Annotated in this window: 17 protein-coding genes and 4 tRNA genes; 16 read left to right on the top strand and 5 right to left on the bottom strand. The window is 59.3% G+C overall.

Annotation, left to right across the window (positions count from 1 at the left end):
* Positions 1–4 precede the first annotated feature (4 nt).
* Together fkpB and ispH are read left to right on the top strand one after the other, a co-directional pair.
* A complete protein-coding gene (gene fkpB, locus ACP7BN_RS12845) occupies positions 5–442 on the top strand; it encodes an FKBP-type peptidyl-prolyl cis-trans isomerase (RefSeq protein WP_191624081.1) in 438 nt (145 codons plus the stop codon).
* Between the two features lie 94 nt (positions 443–536).
* A complete protein-coding gene (gene ispH / locus ACP7BN_RS12840; protein WP_426204551.1) occupies positions 537–1,484 on the top strand; it encodes a 4-hydroxy-3-methylbut-2-enyl diphosphate reductase in 948 nt (315 codons plus the stop codon).
* Here the strand turns inward: ispH and ACP7BN_RS12835 are convergent.
* Positions 1,453–2,010, bottom strand: a complete 558-nt coding sequence (locus ACP7BN_RS12835) for a GspH/FimT family pseudopilin (protein WP_426204549.1) — start codon at positions 2,008–2,010, stop codon at positions 1,453–1,455. The two genes, ispH and ACP7BN_RS12835, sit on opposite strands and share 32 nt — an antisense overlap.
* A 130-nt stretch (positions 2,011–2,140) precedes the next feature.
* Here ACP7BN_RS12835 and ACP7BN_RS12830 point away from each other — a divergent pair, with 130 nt between their 5' ends.
* From ACP7BN_RS12830 to thiO, 7 genes are read left to right on the top strand one after another with little or no spacing between them, the layout of a single operon-like run.
* On the top strand, positions 2,141–2,614 hold the full coding sequence (locus ACP7BN_RS12830) for a GspH/FimT family pseudopilin (RefSeq protein ID WP_426204547.1): 474 nt from the start codon (positions 2,141–2,143) through the stop codon (positions 2,612–2,614).
* Positions 2,611–3,060 carry a type IV pilus modification protein PilV gene (gene pilV, locus ACP7BN_RS12825; RefSeq protein WP_426204546.1) on the top strand — a complete coding sequence of 150 codons (450 nt, stop codon included), beginning with the start codon at positions 2,611–2,613 and terminating at the stop codon, positions 3,058–3,060. Before ACP7BN_RS12830 ends, pilV begins: the two co-directional genes overlap by 4 nt.
* Positions 3,057–3,770 carry a PilW family protein gene (locus tag ACP7BN_RS12820; RefSeq protein WP_426204544.1) on the top strand — a complete coding sequence of 238 codons (714 nt, stop codon included), beginning with the start codon at positions 3,057–3,059 and terminating at the stop codon, positions 3,768–3,770. The genes pilV and ACP7BN_RS12820 overlap by 4 nt, the downstream gene beginning before the upstream one ends.
* 10 nt (positions 3,771–3,780) lie before the next feature.
* Positions 3,781–4,260, top strand: a complete 480-nt coding sequence (locus ACP7BN_RS12815; protein ID WP_426204542.1) for a pilus assembly PilX family protein — start codon at positions 3,781–3,783, stop codon at positions 4,258–4,260.
* Positions 4,247–7,345: a pilus assembly protein gene (locus ACP7BN_RS12810; protein WP_426204540.1), complete on the top strand. Its 3,099-nt coding sequence runs from the start codon at positions 4,247–4,249 to the stop codon at positions 7,343–7,345. The genes ACP7BN_RS12815 and ACP7BN_RS12810 overlap by 14 nt, the downstream gene beginning before the upstream one ends.
* Positions 7,346–7,359: 14 nt before the next feature.
* Complete coding sequence (locus ACP7BN_RS12805) at positions 7,360–7,761, top strand: type IV pilin protein (RefSeq protein WP_426204538.1); 402 nt, start codon at positions 7,360–7,362, stop codon at positions 7,759–7,761.
* A 56-nt stretch (positions 7,762–7,817) separates the two neighbouring features.
* Positions 7,818–8,918 carry a glycine oxidase ThiO gene (gene thiO / locus ACP7BN_RS12800; RefSeq protein WP_426204536.1) on the top strand — a complete coding sequence of 367 codons (1,101 nt, stop codon included), beginning with the start codon at positions 7,818–7,820 and terminating at the stop codon, positions 8,916–8,918.
* Positions 8,919–9,030: 112 nt separating this feature from the next.
* On the opposite strand, the gene ACP7BN_RS12795 is transcribed toward thiO, so the two are convergent.
* The 4 genes from ACP7BN_RS12795 to ACP7BN_RS12780 all read right to left on the bottom strand — a co-directional run bounded on the left by ACP7BN_RS12795 (position 9,031) and on the right by ACP7BN_RS12780 (position 13,329).
* Positions 9,031–10,377: a sigma-54-dependent transcriptional regulator gene (locus tag ACP7BN_RS12795; protein ID WP_426204534.1), complete on the bottom strand. Its 1,347-nt coding sequence runs from the start codon at positions 10,375–10,377 to the stop codon at positions 9,031–9,033.
* A complete protein-coding gene (locus ACP7BN_RS12790; protein WP_426204802.1) occupies positions 10,374–11,963 on the bottom strand; it encodes a sensor histidine kinase in 1,590 nt (529 codons plus the stop codon). The genes ACP7BN_RS12795 and ACP7BN_RS12790 overlap by 4 nt, the downstream gene beginning before the upstream one ends.
* On the bottom strand, positions 11,953–12,186 hold the full coding sequence (locus ACP7BN_RS12785; RefSeq protein WP_420648431.1) for a PP0621 family protein: 234 nt from the start codon (positions 12,184–12,186) through the stop codon (positions 11,953–11,955). Before ACP7BN_RS12785 ends, ACP7BN_RS12790 begins: the two co-directional genes overlap by 11 nt.
* A 126-nt stretch (positions 12,187–12,312) precedes the next feature.
* Positions 12,313–13,329: an outer membrane protein assembly factor BamD gene (locus tag ACP7BN_RS12780; RefSeq protein ID WP_420648430.1), complete on the bottom strand. Its 1,017-nt coding sequence runs from the start codon at positions 13,327–13,329 to the stop codon at positions 12,313–12,315.
* Positions 13,330–13,480: 151 nt separating this feature from the next.
* On the opposite strand from ACP7BN_RS12780, the gene rluD reads away from it, so the two are divergent.
* The 7 genes from rluD (at position 13,481) to ACP7BN_RS12745 (ending at position 18,570) form a co-directional block, all read left to right on the top strand.
* Positions 13,481–14,443: a 23S rRNA pseudouridine(1911/1915/1917) synthase RluD gene (gene rluD / locus ACP7BN_RS12775; protein WP_420648429.1), complete on the top strand. Its 963-nt coding sequence runs from the start codon at positions 13,481–13,483 to the stop codon at positions 14,441–14,443.
* Positions 14,440–15,162: a peptidoglycan editing factor PgeF gene (pgeF, locus tag ACP7BN_RS12770; protein WP_426204531.1), complete on the top strand. Its 723-nt coding sequence runs from the start codon at positions 14,440–14,442 to the stop codon at positions 15,160–15,162. The genes rluD and pgeF overlap by 4 nt, the downstream gene beginning before the upstream one ends.
* Before the next feature lie 131 nt (positions 15,163–15,293).
* Positions 15,294–17,858: an ATP-dependent chaperone ClpB gene (clpB, locus tag ACP7BN_RS12765; RefSeq protein ID WP_426204529.1), complete on the top strand. Its 2,565-nt coding sequence runs from the start codon at positions 15,294–15,296 to the stop codon at positions 17,856–17,858.
* Between the two features lie 298 nt (positions 17,859–18,156).
* Positions 18,157–18,232, top strand: a tRNA-Asn gene (locus ACP7BN_RS12760).
* A gap of 9 nt (positions 18,233–18,241) precedes the next feature.
* Positions 18,242–18,318 (top strand) — tRNA-Pro (locus ACP7BN_RS12755).
* Between the two features lie 5 nt (positions 18,319–18,323).
* Positions 18,324–18,399, top strand: a tRNA-Lys gene (locus ACP7BN_RS12750).
* Between the two features lie 94 nt (positions 18,400–18,493).
* Positions 18,494–18,570, top strand: a tRNA-Pro gene (locus tag ACP7BN_RS12745).
* Positions 18,571–18,769: the final 199 nt, after the last annotated feature.

Here is an 18,769-nt window from a genome sequence, read left to right as displayed (position 1 = left end):
AGTATTGGCTGAGCAACGCATTGGCCAGAACACGGAAGTCACCTTGCACTTCGCGTTGCGCCTGGAAAATGGCGACACCGTCGACAGCACGTTCGACAAGGCCCCGGCGACTTTCAAGGTCGGTGACGGCAACCTGCTGCCGGGTTTTGAAGCCGCGTTGTTCGGCTTCAAGGCTGGCGACAAGCGCACCCTGACCGTCGAGCCGGAAAACGCGTTCGGCCAGCCGAACCCGCAAAACGTGCAGATCATTCCGCGTTCGCAGTTTGCCGACATGGAACTGTCGCCCGGTTTGCTGGTGATCTTCAACGATGCGGCCAATACTGAGCTGCCGGGCGTGGTGAAAGAATTCGATGACGCGCAAGTGACCATCGACTTCAACCACCCGCTGGCGGGCAAGACGCTGACCTTTGACGTGGAAATTTTCTCCGTCAAAGCGCTCTAAGTAGCACAGCACAACCACTGTGGGAGCAGGCTTGCTTGTTCCCACAGTGATTGCTGATGATCCAATTTTTCGCGCGCAAGACACGAGGCACAGCATGCAAATCAAACTCGCCAATCCCCGTGGCTTCTGCGCCGGTGTGGACCGGGCGATCGAAATCGTCAACCGCGCCCTGGAAGTCTTCGGGCCGCCGATCTATGTGCGTCACGAAGTGGTGCACAACAAGTTCGTGGTTGAAGACCTGCGCAGTCGTGGCGCGATCTTCGTCGAAGAGCTGGATCAGGTGCCGGACGACGTCATCGTGATCTTCAGTGCTCACGGCGTATCGCAAGCGGTGCGTAGCGAAGCCGCCGGCCGTGGTTTGAAAGTGTTCGATGCCACTTGCCCGCTGGTTACCAAGGTGCACATCGAAGTCGCGAAATACAGCCGCGACGGCCGTGAATGCATCCTGATCGGCCACGCCGGTCACCCGGAAGTCGAAGGCACTATGGGTCAGTACGACGCCGGCAATGGCGGCGCGATCTACCTCGTCGAAGACGAAAAAGACGTTGCCGAGCTGCAAGTGCACAACCCGGACAAACTCGCCTTCGTTACCCAGACCACGCTGTCGATGGACGACACCAGTCGCGTCATCGATGCCTTGCGCACACGCTTCCCGGCCATTGGCGGCCCGCGCAAGGACGACATCTGCTACGCCACGCAAAACCGTCAGGATGCGGTCAAGCAATTGGCCGATGAATGCGACGTGGTGTTGGTGGTCGGCAGCCCGAACAGCTCCAACTCCAACCGTCTGCGTGAACTGGCCGAGCGTATGGCCACTCCTGCGTACTTGATTGACGGCGCCGAAGACCTGCAAAAGAGCTGGTTCGATGGCGTCCAGCGCATCGGTATCACGGCTGGTGCCTCCGCGCCGGAAGTATTGGTGCGCGGCGTGATTCAGCAATTGCAGGCCTGGGGCGCGACCGGCGCCGATGAACTGGCCGGGCGTGAAGAGAACATCACCTTCTCCATGCCTAAAGAGCTGCGCGTGCGTTCCTTGCTTTAACACTCTGCGCCTTGGTACACAGCGCCTGTTCAGCTTTTTCGCTGGCCAGGCGTACGCGACCGGTCGCCGCCAGCACCAATTGCAGCTGGCTGACCGGCTCGCGTGCCGAGCAGATATGTAATGTGCCTGCCTGAAATGCCCGACCGGGCATCAGCGGTTGTCCCAGACTGCTGAACCTTATGTAGCGACTGACCGACCAATTACCGGCAATCGGAATCCGCCCGTCACTGGCGTGTTCGATCAGCAGCGGATTGGCATTGTCCTGCGGCCCCTTGCCGCTGATATCCAGAATGATCCGCCAGCCCTGACTCCAATCGCCGTTGATGCCATGAATCACCACGCTCTGATTGCGCGTGATGGCCATCGTCCGTGCGTTGCGAATGCCATCAAGCAGTGACTGCGCGGCTTGTTCGCGACGGTTCGATTCGGTAAAGGCAGCAAACGCCGGACTGACCAGCGACAGAACAATTGTGCCAATCGCCAGTCCCATGAGCAGTTCGACCAGCGTGAAACCTGTTTGCGGCATGCGTCTTCCCTCCATGGGGTCGGTTGACCGAGGCAATCCGTGCCTCAGTCGTGGCAAATCAACCGGCACGCACCGGTCGAATGTTCTAGCGTGTAGAAGCAGGTATAGCCGAAGGCTACGGAGGGCATCGATGGATCATCGTACAAAAGGTTTCACGCTGATCGAGCTGCTGGTGGCGGTCGCGGTGTTCCTGATCATGATCACGATTGCGGTGCCGTCCTTTACGCGTTCAATCCAGGGCAGCAAGGCCGACACCGAAGTCGGCGACCTGCAACGAGCGCTCAACTACGCTCGTATGGAGGCCATTAACCGTGGTGTGACTACGCGCTTGCGGCCGAGCGCCGGCGGCAGCGTCTGGACCGGCGAATTGGCGGTCTACGACAGTACTGGCACCCCGGCCAATGTATTGCGGGTTGTTCCAGCGATGAGCAGCGGCGCGACTCTGACGCTACCCTCTGGAGTGACCGCGCTGGATTTCAACAATCTCGGCGGTCTGGCGGCCCCGTCTACGGCGGTGGTCATCAGCTATACCCTGGGCACGCAAAGCAGGACGCTGAACGTGTGTCTGAACGGACGAATTCAATTGGGTGGAAGTTGCGGATGAGGGCAGGGAGCAAAAGCGCACAGGAGGGCATGACGCTGATTGAAGTGTTGGTCGCGTTGCTGATTCTGACCGTCGGGATGCTGGGCGCGGCGGCGGTGCAGTTGAACGCGCTGAAGTACACCGACAGCTCGCGTATGACCAGCCAGGCGAGTTTCATCGCCTACGACATGATGGACCGCATCCGCGCCAACTCCGGCGCCGACTACACCGGCACACCGCCGACTGCCGGCAATCTGAGCGTTGCGCGGGATCAGGATCTCTACGATTTCAGCACCAACATCATCGCCTTCGGCGGCCCCACCGCCACTGGCAGCATCACCCTCAACCAACGGGTTTACACCATCACCATCACCTGGGATGACGCCCGCGCCGCCAATACCGCCAGCGCGCGGCGCAGTTTCGTGTTGAGCAGTCGCGCCACCGTCGATCCGGTGGTCATGCCATGAAGCGCAATCAACGTGGGTTTGGTCTGATCGAATTGCTGATCACTCTGGCGCTGGGGCTGATCGTGGTGCTGGGCGTGGTGCAGATTTTCATCGCGGCGAAAAACACCTACGTCAGCCAGAACAGCGCCGCCGCGATGCAGGAAGACGCGCGTTTCGTCCTGAGCAAGATGATTCAGGAAATTCGCATGGTCGGGATGTTTGGATGCCTTGGCACCATCACCGATTCGAGCGCTACGGGGGATTTTTATGCCGCGCAGCTCGCACCGATCAGTTGGGATAATGCCAACCTCAAATTGACCCTGGTCACGGCCGATGTGGGTAGCAGCGGTGGTACGCCTACATGGACGGTGGTTTCCGACTGCCGCAACAGTGCAACGGCTTACACGGGGCTGCGCGCCGCCGCGACTGGCCAGATTGCCTTTCCCATCCGCCGTCTGATTTACAGCTTCAGCAATAACCAGATACTCATGGGCACCGGTAGCGGCACACCGACCCAGCAGGTGCTGGTGAACAACGTCAGTGCCTTCACCGTCATGTTCGGCCTTGCGAGTTCCGCTACGGATATCGCAGCGTCCACCTACAGCGCAAACCCTGGCGACCCAGCACGGATCCGCAGTGTGCGCTTGAGCCTGACCCTCACCGACCCGAACAATCGGGTGCGCAATCAAACCTTCAACGTGGTTGCCGCTTTGCGCAACCGCTTGCAGTGAGGGGCGGACGATGAGGACTACCCTTCACCCGCGTCAGGCTCAGCGCGGCATGGTGCTGCTGATCAGTCTGGTGTTTCTGTTGGTTCTTACGCTGATTGGCCTGTCATCGATGCAAAGCGCCAACCTCCAGGAAAAAATGGCTGGCAGCGTGAGTCTGCGCAATCAGTCGTTCCAGACTGCAGAAGCGGCGTTGCGTATTGGTGAAAGCGCGGTGCAACTCGACACCTACACGCTGCCGGTTTGCGCCAGCACCACGCAATGCGCACCGCCGGCAGAGTCGTCGGTGGTCGCGGCAGCGGGGCTCAACTCAACTTCTGGGGTGACCTGGATCGCTGCTGGCAGCGGCTTTTACGGCGTGCAAAATATCGGCATCACCCTGACGGCGGTCAACGTTCCGAGCAACACCTCGGCGACGTTGTACCGGGTCACCGCGGTCGGCCTGGCCGGCAGTTCGCGCAGCGTGGTGGAGAGTGTCTATGCGAAGTATTGAGCGCGGTTCGATCTGGCGGTCGCTGTTGACCGGCATGCTGCTTATCCTGTATCTGACTGCCCCGGCGTACGCCTTCACACCGTCTGAGTCGCCACTGCTGAGCGCAGCAGCAGTGCCGCCGAACGTAATGTTGCTGATCGACGACTCTGGGAGCATGAACAGCATCATTTATGCCGCAGGATTTGACCCGACCATCAATCGCACGCCGGCCCGGCAATGCAATGCATTCCTCGGGTTGTGCTCCGCGCTGAATGCCCCGGCGATTACCGGCGATACCGTGTTCTTGTCGAGTTTGCCGACCTCTGGCTGCTCCGGCGGGGCGTACGCTTTTTACAACAACAGCGTCGCACCGTTGTGCCTGAAGTTACCGGATCCAGTGGGTGGCGAGGACACCCGTTATTCGGCCGATTACATCTCATATCTGGTCGGACTGGCCATCAGCAACGGTACCCGCGATTTCACCTCCGGTGCGATTCCCAACGACTACCGGATCAACGTCGCACGCAATGTGTCCAGCGCATTGGTCACCAGCAACCGCACGCTGCGCATGGGGCTGGCGACTTTCAACCCTGCCACCAGCAACAACTCGGGCAACGGTGGATTTATCGCCCGGGCGATCAGCGATCTGGCGCCGGTGAGTGGCAACGTCACGCAAGCCCAGGCCGACAGCAACTACAACGCGCTGATCTCGTCGATCAACGGCCTGAACGGCGTGGCCAACACGCCGCTGGCGGAAGCCTATTACGAAGTCACCCGTTACATGCGCGGGATGGCGCCGTACTACAACAGCACGCCGGCGACCTACACCAGCCCGATTCAGTACCGCTGCCAAAAAAACTATGGTGTGGTCATCACCGACGGATTGCCGACCTTTGACCGGACATTTCCCACCAATGATCCTTTGGGCGGCACGCGCTTGCCGAACTGGGACGGCGTCAACAATGACGGCGACAATCTCAATGGCGACGGGGAGGGTGACACCCTGTATCTGGACGACATCGCCAAATTCGCCTTCGACATCGACATGCGCTCAACCGGTACCGACGCGGCCGGCAAGAGCTGGAACGCGGTGGACTTTCCTAAACAGAACATGAACACCTACACCGTTGGCTTTACCGCCTCCAACGACATGCTTTCGGACGCCGCCGATTACGGGCGAGGCAAGTATTACCAGGCGACTGACAGTACCGGCCTGAATGCCGCGCTGTCTTCGGCGTTAAGCGACATCACCTCCAAGGCTGGCTCCGGCGGTGCGGGTGTGACCAGCGGTACCACGCTGACCAGTAGCAGCAGTTTTTATCAAACCACCTATGACCCCAAAGATTGGCGCGGCACCATCAAGTCGTTCGGTTTCACCTCGGCCGGGGCGGTTAATACGTCTGTTGCGCAGTGGACGACCGACAGCACCATCGTGCCGTCCGCCACGGCACCGATTTACCAATCCTGGAATACCTTGAACAACGCAGCGGTAACGCTGGCCTACGGTAACTTTTCTGCGGCTCAGCAAACCACGCTCAGTCAGGGCCTGCCCACCGGCATCAGCGGCATTGATCTGGTGGAGTGGAGCAAAGGCGTCAACAAGGCCGGCCTCAAAGTGCGCAGCGTGTTGCTCGGCGACATCATCAATTCACCGCTGGTACTGGCTTCGCCCACTGACAAAACCGCCTCTGATCTGTCCGGGGACACGACTTACAGCAGTTACCTGACCACCAAGGCGGCCAACATGAACGCCAATCTGCTAGTGAATGCCAACGACGGTTTTGTCAGCGTGATCAACTCGGCCAATGGCACCCGACGTTTTGCGTACATGCCATCAAGTGTGTTGCCGTCGTTACGACTGATCGCCGACACCAATTACGTCAACGGTGTCAGCCACAAGTTTCTGGTGGATGGTCAGCTCGGGGTGTTCGACGCGCAGTTCGGCACGGCCTGGAGAACCCTGGCCATTGGCGGTACCGGCGCTGGCGGAAAGACCTTCTACGGGTTGCAACTGTTCGATGCCTCGGCGGGCAATGTGATCAAGGCATTGTGGGAAGTCAGCGCGCCGGCCACTGCCAGCACGGCGAACGTTTTCAATGATCTGGGTTATGCCTACGCGCGCCCGGAAGTGGCACGCTTGGCCGATGGTCGTTGGGCTGCCTTCATCTCCAATGGTTACGGCAGCAACTCCGGGGTCGCGGCGCTGTATGTACTGGATGTGCGCGATGGTTCGCTGATCAGGAAGATCGTGATCGACAGCACGGAAACCACTAATGGCCTGTCGTCAGTGAAGCTCAAGGTCAACTCGCAGAATGTAGTGCAGGCTGCCTATGGCGGCGACTTGAAAGGGCGCTTGTGGAAGTTTGATCTGAGCGCCACGTCGAGTGACAGCTGGGGCGTGGCGTTTTCCGGCAAGCCGTTATTCACCACGGCGGGCGGGGCGACGCAGCCGATCACGGCACAGCCATTGCTCGCGGACAATGCCCTCGGCGGCAAACAGATATTTTTCGGCACCGGAAAATTCAACGAGAGCGCCGACAAGACTAACAAGGATTTGCAGGCGTTCTATTCGGTGTGGGATGCCGACGGTGGCTCTGGGCAGTTGACGGTCAGCAGTCTGCAGCCGCAGGCAATTACCGGTTCATTCTCCGGCAGTTCGGGACAATTTCTGACCACGACTCAGAATGACACGACTTATCCGGCGGAGAAGGGCTGGTATCTGCCGCTGGTGTATAACAACGTGCTCACGGGTGAGCGGGTGATCAATCAGGCCAGCATCGTCCTCGGGCGCATCGTGTTTACCACGGCCAGTGTCGACACCACCGATCCCTGCGCGAGTTTCGGGACAGGCAAACTGGTCGAACTCGATGCGTTCAGCGGTAAGATGCTCAACTACGCGGTGCTCGATACCAACGCCGATGGCGTGGTCAACAGCAGCGACACGATTTCCAGCGGTGTGATATTCACTGGCGGCATCCCGACCTTGAACGCCATCGTCAACGCCGGGAGGGGCAAGATCGGGACCGACTCCAGTGGCGGTATTACCACTCTGGTGGAAAAGGGCGGCGGCGGCAGCCGTCGCATAATGTGGCGACAAATACAGTAAGTGAGAGTTGAGGCATGCGCAGATCCAACCGCGGATTCACCCTGATCGAAATCATGATCGTGATTGCGATCATCGGGATCGTCATTACCATTGCCGCACCGAGTTTGACCGAATACGTGAAAAAGGGCCGTCGCGCTGAAGTGGTATCGCTGCTCTCGGAACAATCGCAGATCCTCGAGCGCTTCTACTCGAAGAACAATATCTACACCGGTATCACCGGGCTGAGCACCGGCAACGATTTCTACACCATCACGCCGACCATCACTGACCAGACCTTCCTGCTGACTGCAGCGCGCAAGACCGGCACGGCGATGGCCACCGACAAGTGCGGAGATTTCACGCTGACCAATACCGGCGTCAGAAGCATGAACAACGCAACAACCGGGCTGACCACCAAGGATTGCTGGGGCCGCTGAGCCGCTTTTCTTCGGGCGCCTTTTGCGCCCACGTCTTTTTTACGGTTGGATCAAACATGACCAGGCAACAGCAAGTGGTGATTGTCGGTGGCGGCGTGATTGGCCTGCTCACCGCGTATAACCTCGCCTCCGAAGTGCGCAGCGTGGTGCTGCTGGATCGTTCGAATCTCGGTCAGGAGTCGTCCTGGGCCGGTGGTGGCATCGTTTCGCCGCTGTATCCGTGGCGCTACAGCCCGGCGGTGACGGCGCTGGCACATTGGTCACAGGATTTTTATCCACAGCTCGGTGAGCGTTTGCTCGCGGCGACCGGCGTCGATCCTGAAGTGCACGTCACCGGTCTGTACTGGCTGGATCTGGACGACGAAGCCGAAGCGCTGGCCTGGGCCGCGCGGGAAAACCGTCCGCTGCGGGCTGTGGATATCTCGGCGGCGCACGATGCGGTGCCGGTGCTTGGCAGTGGATTCTCGCGGGCGATCTACATGGCTGATGTGGCTAATGTGCGCAATCCGCGCCTGGTCAAATCCTTGAAAGCAGCCTTGCTGGCGCTGCCCAACGTCACGATTCACGAGCAATGCGAAGTCAGCGGATTCGTTCGTGAGGGCGATCAGGTAGTTGGCGTGCAGACTTCCCACGGCGTGATTGCCGGTGATCAGGTGGTGCTGACTGCCGGTGCGTGGAGCGGCGATTTGCTCAAGACGCTGGACCTGGCGCTGCCGGTAGAGCCGGTCAAAGGCCAGATGATTCTCTACAAGTGTGCGGCGGACTTTCTGCCGAGCATGGTGCTGGCCAAGGGGCGTTATGCGATCCCGCGCCGCGATGGGCACATTCTGATCGGCAGTACGCTGGAGCATGAAGGCTTCGACAAGACCCCGACCGATGTGGCGCTGGAAAGTCTGAAGGCGTCGGCGGTGGAGTTGCTGCCGGCGCTGGCCGAGGCTGAAGTGGTGGGGCATTGGGCCGGGTTGCGTCCGGGTTCACCGGAAGGAATTCCATACATCGGCCGGGTACCGGGGTTCGATGGCTTATGGCTGAACTGCGGGCATTACCGTAATGGGCTGGTGCTGGCGCCGGCGTCGTGTCAGTTGTTTGCCGATGTGATGCTTGGGCGCAAGCCGATCATTGATCCTGCGCCGTATGCACCTGAGGGCCGTATTTAATTTCAAATTTCTACGCATCTGTTAGATCGCCATCGCGGGCAAGCCCGCTCCCACAGGGATTTGTATAACGCCATAGATCCCTGTGGGAGCGGGCTTACCCGCGATGAGGCCCTCAATCCAGACCGAGTTTTTTCAGTCGATAGCGCATCGAGCGAAACGACAGATTCAACCGCTGCGCCGCCGCCGTCCGGTTCCACCGAGTCTCCTCCAGCGCCTGCAAAATCAGTTTGCGCTCCACGTTCTCAAGATAATCCTCGAGATTGTCGATCTGCGTCAGATCAGCAATACCACCCTCGGCCGCACAATTGCCCTCGCTCAGACGCAGATCCTGCGCCTCGATCGTGCGCTGCTCACACAGGGTGTGCGCCCGCTCCAGTACGTTCTCCAGTTCACGCACATTGCCCGGGAAGCGGTAATTCTTCAGCGCCTCCAAGGCTTGCGGATGCAGGCGCGCCGCGGGTTGCCCGCTGCCATTGGCCAAGCGCTTGAGCACGTGGCTGGCGAGGGTTTCGATGTCATCGCGACGTTCGCGCAGGGATGGCACGCGCAGTTCGATCACATTCAAGCGGTAATACAGATCCTGACGAAAGCGCTCGGCCGCAACCTCGGCGTCGAGATCCTTGTGTGTGGCGCAGAGAATGCGCACATCGACCACGCTTTCCTGCTGGCCGCCGACGCTGCGTACGGCTTTTTCCTGAATCGCCCGCAGCAATTTGACCTGCATCGACAGCGGCAAATCCGCCACCTCATCGAGAAACAACGTGCCGCCATGCGCTGTCTGAAACAGCCCTGGCTTGTCCTCCATGGCGCCGGTGAAACTGCCTTTGCGGTGGCCGAAGAACTCGCTCTCCATCAATTCTGAGGGAATCGCCCCGCAGTTCACCGGCACAAACGGCTGGCTGGCGCGTGGCCCTTGTTCGTGAATCAGCCGTGCGACCAGTTCCTTGCCGCTGCCGGATTCGCCGCTGATATACACCGGCGCCTGACTGCGGGCGAGTTTGTCGATCTGTTTGCGCAAGTTGCGCATCGGCAGCGAATCGCCAAGCAATCGCCGCTCGATGGACGTGCACACACCGCCGGCTGCCGGCATGCGCAGGGCAGTGCTGACCAGTTCGCGCAGCCGGGTCAGATCCACCGGTTTGGTGAGGAAGTCGAAGGCGCCGGCCTTCAGCGCGTTGATCGCGGTTTCCAGGCTGCCGTAGGCGGTGATCATCGCCACCGGCAGTTGTGGATAACGTTGCTGGATGTGCTGCACCAGATCCAGGCCGGTGCCGTCCGGCAGGCGCATGTCGGTCAGGCACAGCTCGAACGTCTCGCGATGCAATAAAGCCTGGGCCTCGCTGAGATTACGTGCGCTGTAAGTATCGAGTTTCATCCGTCCCAGGGTGATTTCCAGGAGTTCGCGGATATCCGGTTCGTCATCAACGATGAGAATTTTTTGCCGTGAGCTCGTATTCAACTTTGTTTCCGTCCGTGAGCAAAGGTGATGCGAAAGCAGCCGCCGCCTTGGCGTGGTTTGAAGTCTAGGCGCGCTTGATTGCTTTCGCACAGCTCACGGGACAGATAAAGCCCAAGGCCGGTGCCTTGATGACTTGTGGTGAAAAACGGTTCGAACAGATGGGCCTGCTGATCAGGTGGCACGCCGGGGCCGTTGTCCTGCACTTCGAGCACTGCCAGCTGGCTGTCGGGGTCGATGAACAGTGCCAGCCAGACCTCGGCGGGATCGTGCAACAGAGCGCTGTGGCGCCAGCCGTTGCGTAACAGATTGTCGAGAATTTGCGTCAATTGGTTGGGGTCCATCAGCGTGCCGAAGTCTCCCGCATCGATGCGCAGATGAATCTGCTGGCGTTCGCTGGCTTGCTCGCGACTTTCAGCGACGAACTGCTCCAGCCACGGCTTGAGATCAAGGCGTTGCGGGGCGCTGTGCTGGCGGCGGGACAGTTGCAGGACGTTTTCGATGACTCGATTCATGCGCTGGGAGTGGTCTTGAATAATCTGCGTCAGATGCCGATCCGCGCCATCGAGTTCCTCGGATTCCTGCAGCAACTGCGCGGCGTGACTGATGGCGCCCAGCGGATTACGGATTTCGTGGGCGATACCGGCGGTCAGTCGCCCAAGTGCGGCGAGCTTCAATTGCTGCGCTTGTTGGGCGATTTGCGCCAGATCTTCGAGGAAAACCAGCGTCTGCCGGTTCGGGCTGTGTTTTAGCGCGATGAAGTTCGGTTGCAGCTCCAGACCGTTGCCAGCCATCTTCAGGCTTTGCGGGCGCAGGCTTGGATTGTTCAGCCACAGTTGCAGGCGTTCGACCAGCGCGCTCGAATAATCGTCGATCAACAAGCCTTCTAGATGAGGCTGGCCGATCAGGGTTTTCGCACTGTGGTTGGCCAGTTGCACCCGACGTTGCTCGTCGAGCACCAGAATCCCGGTGCGCATGCGTTGCAGGATCAGCGCGTTGAGTGCTTCGAGGCCGACCACTTCGCTGGCGCGTTGCTCGGCCAGGGTTTCACTGACTTCAAGTCGGCGGATCAAACCCTGCACCAGCAGTGACGCAGCGAAACACAGCGCACCGAGGGTGCCCGCTTGCAGATAATCGTTGGCGCTCAGCGGATGACTGAAACTCAGCAGAAAGCTCAGGACGACAATGCCGATGGCGCCAATCGCCGCAATCAGCAGGCCGATGCGCCGCCGCAGCAAGGTATTGCTGATCGCCACCGAGACAATCAGCAGATTGCCGATGGCGCTGGCCACACCGCCAGCGGCATAGAACAGACCGCACAGCAACAGCACGTCGACCAGTGCGAGGGCGAATAGCTGCGTCGGTCGGCGGATGTTTTCGAGGAACACCACCAGCAGAATATTCAGCACCAGATACAACCAGCTGCCATTGCGCAGCAACTCGTCGTTGGCGGAGGTCAGCAGGCGGTTGTCCATGTTGCTGGAAATCAGCAGCACTAACGTGATGCCGATACTTAAACGGTAAAGGTGATAGAGGCGCAGCAGTCGCTGAGCCTGTTTGCTGTCGGCGTTGGCGGCCTCAGCGATCACTGGCACCCGGGCCTTGCTCAAGGTGAGCCTGGCTGCAATACCACTGTTGTTGCAGGTTCAGCGCGCGGTCACGCGGCAGGTGCACGCCGCAGTGGGCGCAGCGCACCATGGGCGCGGCGTCTTGCTCACGCGGCGATTGTGCGGACGCGGCAGGCGCTTTGAATTTGCGCCACAGCCACAGCGCGGCGGCAATCAGGGCGATCCAGAACAGTAAACGAAGCATGATGGGCGGCTTTTCGACGGATGAATCGGCAGTTTAGCCAAGGTCTTGGCGGGCGCACAGCGGATTAAATCGCGGCAATAAAAAAGGGAGATCCGCAGATCTCCCTTTTTCGTACCGCCGATGTAATCAGTCGAACAGACCAAAGGTCATGTAGCTGAAGATCGAGCGGTCTGTGTCGCTCGATTCCGGCTCAGGCTCTTCGATCACGTCGCCGTTCTCGTCTTTCGGCTTGAGATCGTTCGGAATCGCGTCTTTCGCGTCCTGGTACTGCTTCTGCACGTCCTGGTTGGCGCGGGTTTCGCCCGGCGGCAGCGGTGGACGCGATTCGATCAGGCCCAGAGTCGCCTTGCTCAGGAACGAACGGTTGTCGGCTTCGGCGACCGTTGGCACGAACTGACCGTCTTGCAGGGTGCGGTGATTCGGGTAGTTGAGCTTCAGGGTTTCCAGACTGGTGGCAGCCAGTTCGTCGAGGTGCAGACGCTGGTAAGCCTCGGTCATCACCGCCAGACCGTCACCGACCGATGGGGTTTCCTGGAAGTTTTCAACCACGTAACGACCACGGTTGGCAGCGGCTACATAGGCCTGACGGGTCAGGTAGTAGTCGGCCACGTGGATTTCGTAGGCCGCCAGCAGGTTGCGCAGATAAATCATGCGCTGCTTGGCGTCCGGCGCGTAGCGGCTGTTCGGGTAGCGGCTGGTCAACTGGGCGAACTCGTTGTAAGAGTCGCGGGCAGCGCCCGGGTCACGCTTGGTCATGTCCAGCGGCAGGAAACGCGCCAACAGGCCGACGTCCTGGTCGAACGAGGTCAGACCCTTGAGGTAATACGCGTAATCCACGTTCGGATGCTGTGGGTGCAAACGAATGAAGCGCTCGGCGGCGGACTTGGCAGCTTCCGGCTCGGCGTTCTTGTAGTTGGCGTAGATCAGCTCGAGTTGTGCCTGGTCAGCGTAGCGACCGAACGGATAACGCGACTCCAGGGCCTTCAGCTTGGCTGTGGCACTGGTGTAGCTATTGTTGTCCAGGTCCTGCTGAGCCTGCTGGTACAGCTCGGCTTCACTCAGGTTTTCGTCTACGACTTCCTTCGATGAGCAAGCAGCGGTCAATGCGAGGATGGCGATCAGCAGCAGGTGTTTCACTTGCATGGCGGCTTGCGTCCCTATGACGGCCGCTGTCTTGGGCGGGGCCGTCCTGTTATGATGAGCGCCCCGTTGAAAAGCCTCGGGGCAAAAGACGCCGTATTTAACCACAAGCGCGCAGCCGAAACCAAAAGCTGTGCCGACGCACAGTCAGAGCATGTCCGATAAAATTGAACTTCGCGCAGAGGTGCCGTCCGATTTGGGCGGCCAACGCCTCGATCAAGTCGCCGCCCAACTCTTCGCTGAGCACTCGCGCTCGCGCCTTTCCGCCTGGATCAAAGACGGCCGCCTGACTGTGGATGGGGCGGTTATCCGCCCGCGAGACATCGTTCACGGTGGCGCCATTCTTGAGTTGACTGCCGAGCAGGAAGCTCAGGGCGAATGGATCGCTCAAGACATCGAACTCGACATCGTTTACGAAGATGACGACATTCTGGTGATCAACAAGCCTGCGGGCCTGGTGGTGCACCCGGCTGCCGGTCACGCCGATGGCACCTTGCTCAACGCCTTGCTGCACCACGTGCCGGACATCATCAATGTTCCGCGCGCCGGTATCGTGCATCGTCTGGACAAGGACACCACCGGTCTGATGGTGGTGGCCAAGACCATTCAGGCGCAGACCCAACTGGTCACCCAGTTGCAAAGTCGCAGCGTCAGCCGGATCTACGAGTGCATCGTGATCGGCGTGGTCACTGCCGGTGGCAAGATCAATGCCCCGATCGGTCGTCACGGCCAGCAGCGCCAGCGCATGGCGGTGATGGAAGGCGGCAAGCCTGCCGTCAGCCACTACCGCGTGCTGGAGCGTTTCCGTTCCCACACTCACGTGCGGGTCAAGCTGGAAACCGGTCGTACGCACCAGATTCGCGTACACATGGCGCACATCAACTTCCCGTTGGTCGGCGATCCGGCGTACGGCGGTCGCTTCCGCATTCCGCCAGCCGCGAACGTGAACATGGTCGAAACCCTCAAGGCATTCCCGCGTCAGGCACTGCACGCGCGTTTCCTGGAGCTGGATCATCCGACCACCGGTAAGCGCATGAGCTGGGAATCGCCATTGCCGGAAGATCTGGTCTGGCTGTTGACCCTGCTCAAGCAGGATCGCGAGGCGTTCATCGGATGAACTGGCTGACGCCGGACTGGCCCGCGCCGGCCAGCGTCAAAGCCTGTGTCACCACCCGCGAGGGCGGCGTCAGTCTGGCGCCGTTCGACAGCCTCAATCTTGGCGATCACGTCGGGGACAATCCCGAAGCTGTCGCTGAAAACCGTCGACGCCTGACTGAGCACTTATCGATCAAGCCTGCCTGGTTGCAGCAGGTCCACGGAATTGCCGTGGCCCATGCCGATCCGGGTGTGGTTGCGACCGCTGATGCCAGTTGGACGGATACGCCCGGCATTGCCTGCACGGCGATGACGGCGGATTGTCTGCCGGCATTGTTCTGCAACCGTGCCGGCACTCGCGTTGCCGCCGCGCATGCCGGTTGGCGCGGTCTGGCGGCTGGTGTGCTGGAAGCCACGCTCGACACCCTGGATGTTGCTCCTGAAGAAATCCTCGTCTGGCTCGGTCCGGCGATCGGCCCGCAAGCCTTTGAAGTCGGCGCGGAAGTCCGGGAAGTCTTCGTCAATCAATTGCCTGAAGCGGCGACGGCCTTTGTCCCGAGTCATAACGCCGGCAAGTTCATGGCCGACATCTATACGCTGGCGCGTCTGCGTCTGGCAGTTCGCGGTGTCACGGCAGTTTATGGCGGCGGATTCTGCACCGTCAGCGATCCGCGCTTCTTTTCCTATCGCCGTGCTTCGAGCACCGGTCGATTTGCCTCTCTGGTTTGGCTCACCCGCTAAGCTTGTCTGACTTGCATCAACTCTCCGACGCTTGAATCTTGCAGAATCGACCGCATCTACAGTGGTATCTGGCAGGTTTCTTTATTCAGGATGGTTTCTTAGGTCCGGCCTGCTCAAAAGGAAGGTGACCCATGCGTATAGACCGTTTAACCAGTAAATTGCAGTTAGCCTTGTCCGACGCCCAGTCTTTGGCGGTCGGTCATGATCATCCGGGCATTGAGCCAGCACATTTGATGCAGGCGATGCTCGAACAGCAGGGTGGTTCGATCAAACCCCTGCTGATGCAGGTGGGCTTCGACGTCAACAGCCTGCGCAAAGAGCTGACCAAAGAGCTCGACCAATTACCGAAAATCCAGAACCCGACTGGCGATGTGAACATGTCGCAGGATCTGGCGCGCCTGCTTAACCAGGCTGACCGTCTGGCGCAGCAGAAGGGCGACCAGTTCATTTCCAGCGAGCTGGTGTTGCTGGCGGCGATGGACGAGAACAGCAAGCTCGGCAAGTTGCTGCTCGGCCAAGGCGTGAGCAAGAAAGCTCTGGAAAACGCCATCAACAATCTGCGCGGTGGCGAGGCGGTGAATGACGCCAACCACGAAGAGTCGCGTCAGGCGTTGGATAAATACACTGTCGACCTGACCAAGCGCGCCGAAGAGGGCAAGCTTGATCCGGTAATCGGCCGTGACGACGAAATCCGCCGCACGATTCAGGTTCTGCAACGCCGCACCAAAAACAACCCGGTGCTGATCGGTGAGCCTGGCGTGGGTAAAACCGCGATTGCCGAAGGTCTGGCCCAGCGCATCATCAACGGCGAAGTGCCGGATGGCCTCAAGGGCAAGCGTCTGCTGTCGCTTGATATGGGCGCGCTGATTGCCGGTGCCAAGTATCGCGGCGAGTTCGAAGAGCGCCTGAAATCCTTGCTCAACGAGCTGTCGAAGCAGGAAGGGCAGATCATTCTGTTCATCGACGAGCTGCACACCATGGTCGGCGCCGGTAAAGGCGAAGGCTCGATGGATGCCGGCAACATGCTTAAACCGGCACTGGCGCGCGGCGAGCTGCACTGCGTCGGCGCGACCACGCTCAACGAGTACCGCCAATATATAGAGAAGGACGCGGCCCTCGAGCGGCGTTTCCAGAAAGTACTGGTGGAAGAACCTAGTGAAGAAGACACCATCGCGATCCTGCGTGGCCTCAAAGAGCGTTACGAGGTTCACCACAAGGTGGCTATCACCGACGGCGCGATCATAGCGGCAGCCAAGCTCAGCCATCGCTATATCACTGATCGGCAGCTGCCGGACAAGGCCATCGACCTCATCGACGAAGCCGCCAGCCGCATCCGCATGGAGATCGACTCCAAGCCGGAAGTGCTCGATCGTCTGGAACGACGTCTGATTCAGTTGAAGGTGGAATCCCAGGCGCTGAAGAAAGAAAGCGACGAAGCGGCGATGAAACGTCTGGAAAAACTCCAGGAAGAAATCGTCCGGCTTGAGCGCGAGTACTCCGATCTGGAAGAGATCTGGAACTCGGAGAAAGCCGAGGTGCAGGGTTCTGCGCAGATTCAGCAGAAGATCGAACAGTCGCGTCAGGAGCTGGAAGCGGCTCGGCGTAAAGGCGACCTGAACCGCATGGCCGAGTTGCAGTACGGGGTGATCCCGGATCTGGAGCGCAGCCTGCAAATGGTCGATCAGCACGGCGAAAGCGAAAACCAGTTACTGCGCAGCAAGGTGACCGAAGAGGAAATCGCTGAAGTCGTTTCGAAGTGGACCGGCATTCCGGTATCGAAAATGCTCGAAGGTGAGCGCGACAAGCTGATGAAGATGGAAAGCTTGTTGCACAAGCGCGTGATCGGTCAGGAAGAAGCGGTCGTCGCCGTTTCCAATGCGGTGCGGCGTTCGCGCGCCGGGTTGTCCGACCCGAATCGCCCGAGCGGCTCGTTCATGTTCCTCGGCCCGACCGGTGTCGGTAAAACCGAGCTGTGCAAGGCGCTGGCCGAATTCCTCTTTGATACCGAAGAGGCGATGGTGCGGATCGATATGTCCGAGTTCATGGAGAAACATTCCGTGGCTCGCTTGATCGGTGCGCCACCGGGATACGTTGGCTATGAAGAAGGCGGTTACCTGACCGAAGCGGTACGCCGCAAGCCTTACTCGGTGATCCTGCTGGATGAAGTCGAGAAGGCGCATCCGGATGTGTTCAACATCTTGCTGCAAGTGCTGGAGGATGGCCGCCTGACTGACAGCCACGGCCGTACCGTGGACTTCCGCAATACCGTGATCGTCATGACCTCGAACCTGGGTTCGGTGCAGATCCAGGAACTGGTGGGGGATCGGGAAGCGCAACGTGCGGCGGTAATGGACGCACTGACCACGCACTTCCGCCCGGAATTCATCAACCGGGTTGACGAAGTAGTGATCTTCGAGCCGCTGGCGCGGGATCAGATCGCGGGCATTACCGAGATCCAGTTGGGGCGTCTGCGCAGTCGTCTGGCCGAGCGTGAGCTGAAGCTGGAGCTGAGCCCGGAGGCGATGGACAAGCTGATCGCCGTCGGTTACGACCCAGTGTATGGCGCACGGCCGTTGAAACGCGCGATTCAACGCTGGATCGAGAACCCGTTGGCGCAACTGATCCTGTCGGGTCGTTTCATGCCGGGCGAGACCGCTACCGGCGTTGTGAGCAACGACGAGATCACCTTCGACTGACGCTTTATGCTGTCGATGTAATCAAGGCCTCGCATTGCGAGGCCTTTTTTTCGCCAGGCTGTTGAACTCTAAGGAAAAGGCTTGTAAAGTGCGCCCCGCAGTCAGTCACCCACAAGGGTTTCAGCTCACCGAGCAGGAATCTGAAATAAGTTGCAAATCATTAACTTGAAAGCGATTTAGGGGGTTGACAGAGGTGTTCTAGGTTGTAGAATAGCGCGCCTCAGACACACTAACGCAGCGATGCGAAAGCGGTGTCGAGAAGCTGCAAGTTTCACCGTTGTAAATTGAAATATGTAGTTCCGTGATAGCTCAGTCGGTAGAGCAAATGACTGTTAATCATTGGGTCCCAGGTTCGAGTCCTGGTCACGGAGCCAATTTCAAACCGGGGTATAGCGCAGTCCGGTAGCGCGCCTGCTTTGGGAGCAGGATGTCAGGAGTTCGAATCCCCTTACCCCGACCATTTTTGGGTCGTTAGCTCAGTTGGTAGAGCAGTTGGCTTTTAACCAATTGGTCGTAGGTTCGAATCCCACACGACCCACCATTTTTGAAACCAGTTAACGCTGGGATCGAATCTTAAGATCAGACGCCAAAAGCGCTGATCGAAGAAGGCGATCGAAAGGTCGCCTTTTTTTTACCGGGGTATAGCGCAGTCCGGTAGCGCGCCTGCTTTGGGAGCAGGATGTCAGGAGTTCGAATCCCCTTACCCCGACCATATTAAAAATCCTCGTATCGAAAGATACGGGGATTTTTTTTGTGTTTCGTTTATGAACAGACCATGGCGCTGTTCTACAGTGTCTAGTCCTGAAATAGGTTTACACCTTTTTCACTCTAACGCCCGATGCACCGCATCGGGCGTTTTGTATTTCAGAGACAGGTGCGGTCGCTCTTGGTTGTAGATCGTAATTGCCTCC

The sequence above is a fragment of the Pseudomonas sp. TWP3-1 genome, from assembly GCF_049896625.1.
Lineage (GTDB): Bacteria > Pseudomonadota > Gammaproteobacteria > Pseudomonadales > Pseudomonadaceae > Aquipseudomonas.
The sequence above is the reverse complement of the archived record's forward strand: the minus strand, read 5'-3'. Positions and strand labels throughout refer to the sequence as shown.

Bases quoted from the DNA above. Each gene is read 5' to 3' on its own strand.
- clpB (WP_426204529.1), top strand. From the start codon at position 15,294: ATGCGTATAGACCGTTTAACCAGTAAATTGCAGTTAGCCTTGTCCGAC.
- ispH (WP_426204551.1), top strand. From the start codon at position 537: ATGCAAATCAAACTCGCCAATCCCCGTGGCTTCTGCGCCGGTGTGGAC.
- pilV (WP_426204546.1), top strand. From the start codon at position 2,611: ATGAGGGCAGGGAGCAAAAGCGCACAGGAGGGCATGACGCTGATTGAA.
- ACP7BN_RS12785 (WP_420648431.1), bottom strand. From the start codon at position 12,186: ATGCTTCGTTTACTGTTCTGGATCGCCCTGATTGCCGCCGCGCTGTGG.
- thiO (WP_426204536.1), top strand. From the start codon at position 7,818: ATGACCAGGCAACAGCAAGTGGTGATTGTCGGTGGCGGCGTGATTGGC.
- ACP7BN_RS12805 (WP_426204538.1), top strand. From the start codon at position 7,360: ATGCGCAGATCCAACCGCGGATTCACCCTGATCGAAATCATGATCGTG.
- ACP7BN_RS12815 (WP_426204542.1), top strand. From the start codon at position 3,781: ATGAGGACTACCCTTCACCCGCGTCAGGCTCAGCGCGGCATGGTGCTG.
- ACP7BN_RS12780 (WP_420648430.1), bottom strand. From the start codon at position 13,329: ATGCAAGTGAAACACCTGCTGCTGATCGCCATCCTCGCATTGACCGCT.
- ACP7BN_RS12820 (WP_426204544.1), top strand. From the start codon at position 3,057: ATGAAGCGCAATCAACGTGGGTTTGGTCTGATCGAATTGCTGATCACT.
- ACP7BN_RS12810 (WP_426204540.1), top strand. From the start codon at position 4,247: ATGCGAAGTATTGAGCGCGGTTCGATCTGGCGGTCGCTGTTGACCGGC.
- ACP7BN_RS12830 (WP_426204547.1), top strand. From the start codon at position 2,141: ATGGATCATCGTACAAAAGGTTTCACGCTGATCGAGCTGCTGGTGGCG.
- pgeF (WP_426204531.1), top strand. From the start codon at position 14,440: ATGAACTGGCTGACGCCGGACTGGCCCGCGCCGGCCAGCGTCAAAGCC.
- rluD (WP_420648429.1), top strand. From the start codon at position 13,481: ATGTCCGATAAAATTGAACTTCGCGCAGAGGTGCCGTCCGATTTGGGC.
- ACP7BN_RS12835 (WP_426204549.1), bottom strand. From the start codon at position 2,010: ATGCCGCAAACAGGTTTCACGCTGGTCGAACTGCTCATGGGACTGGCG.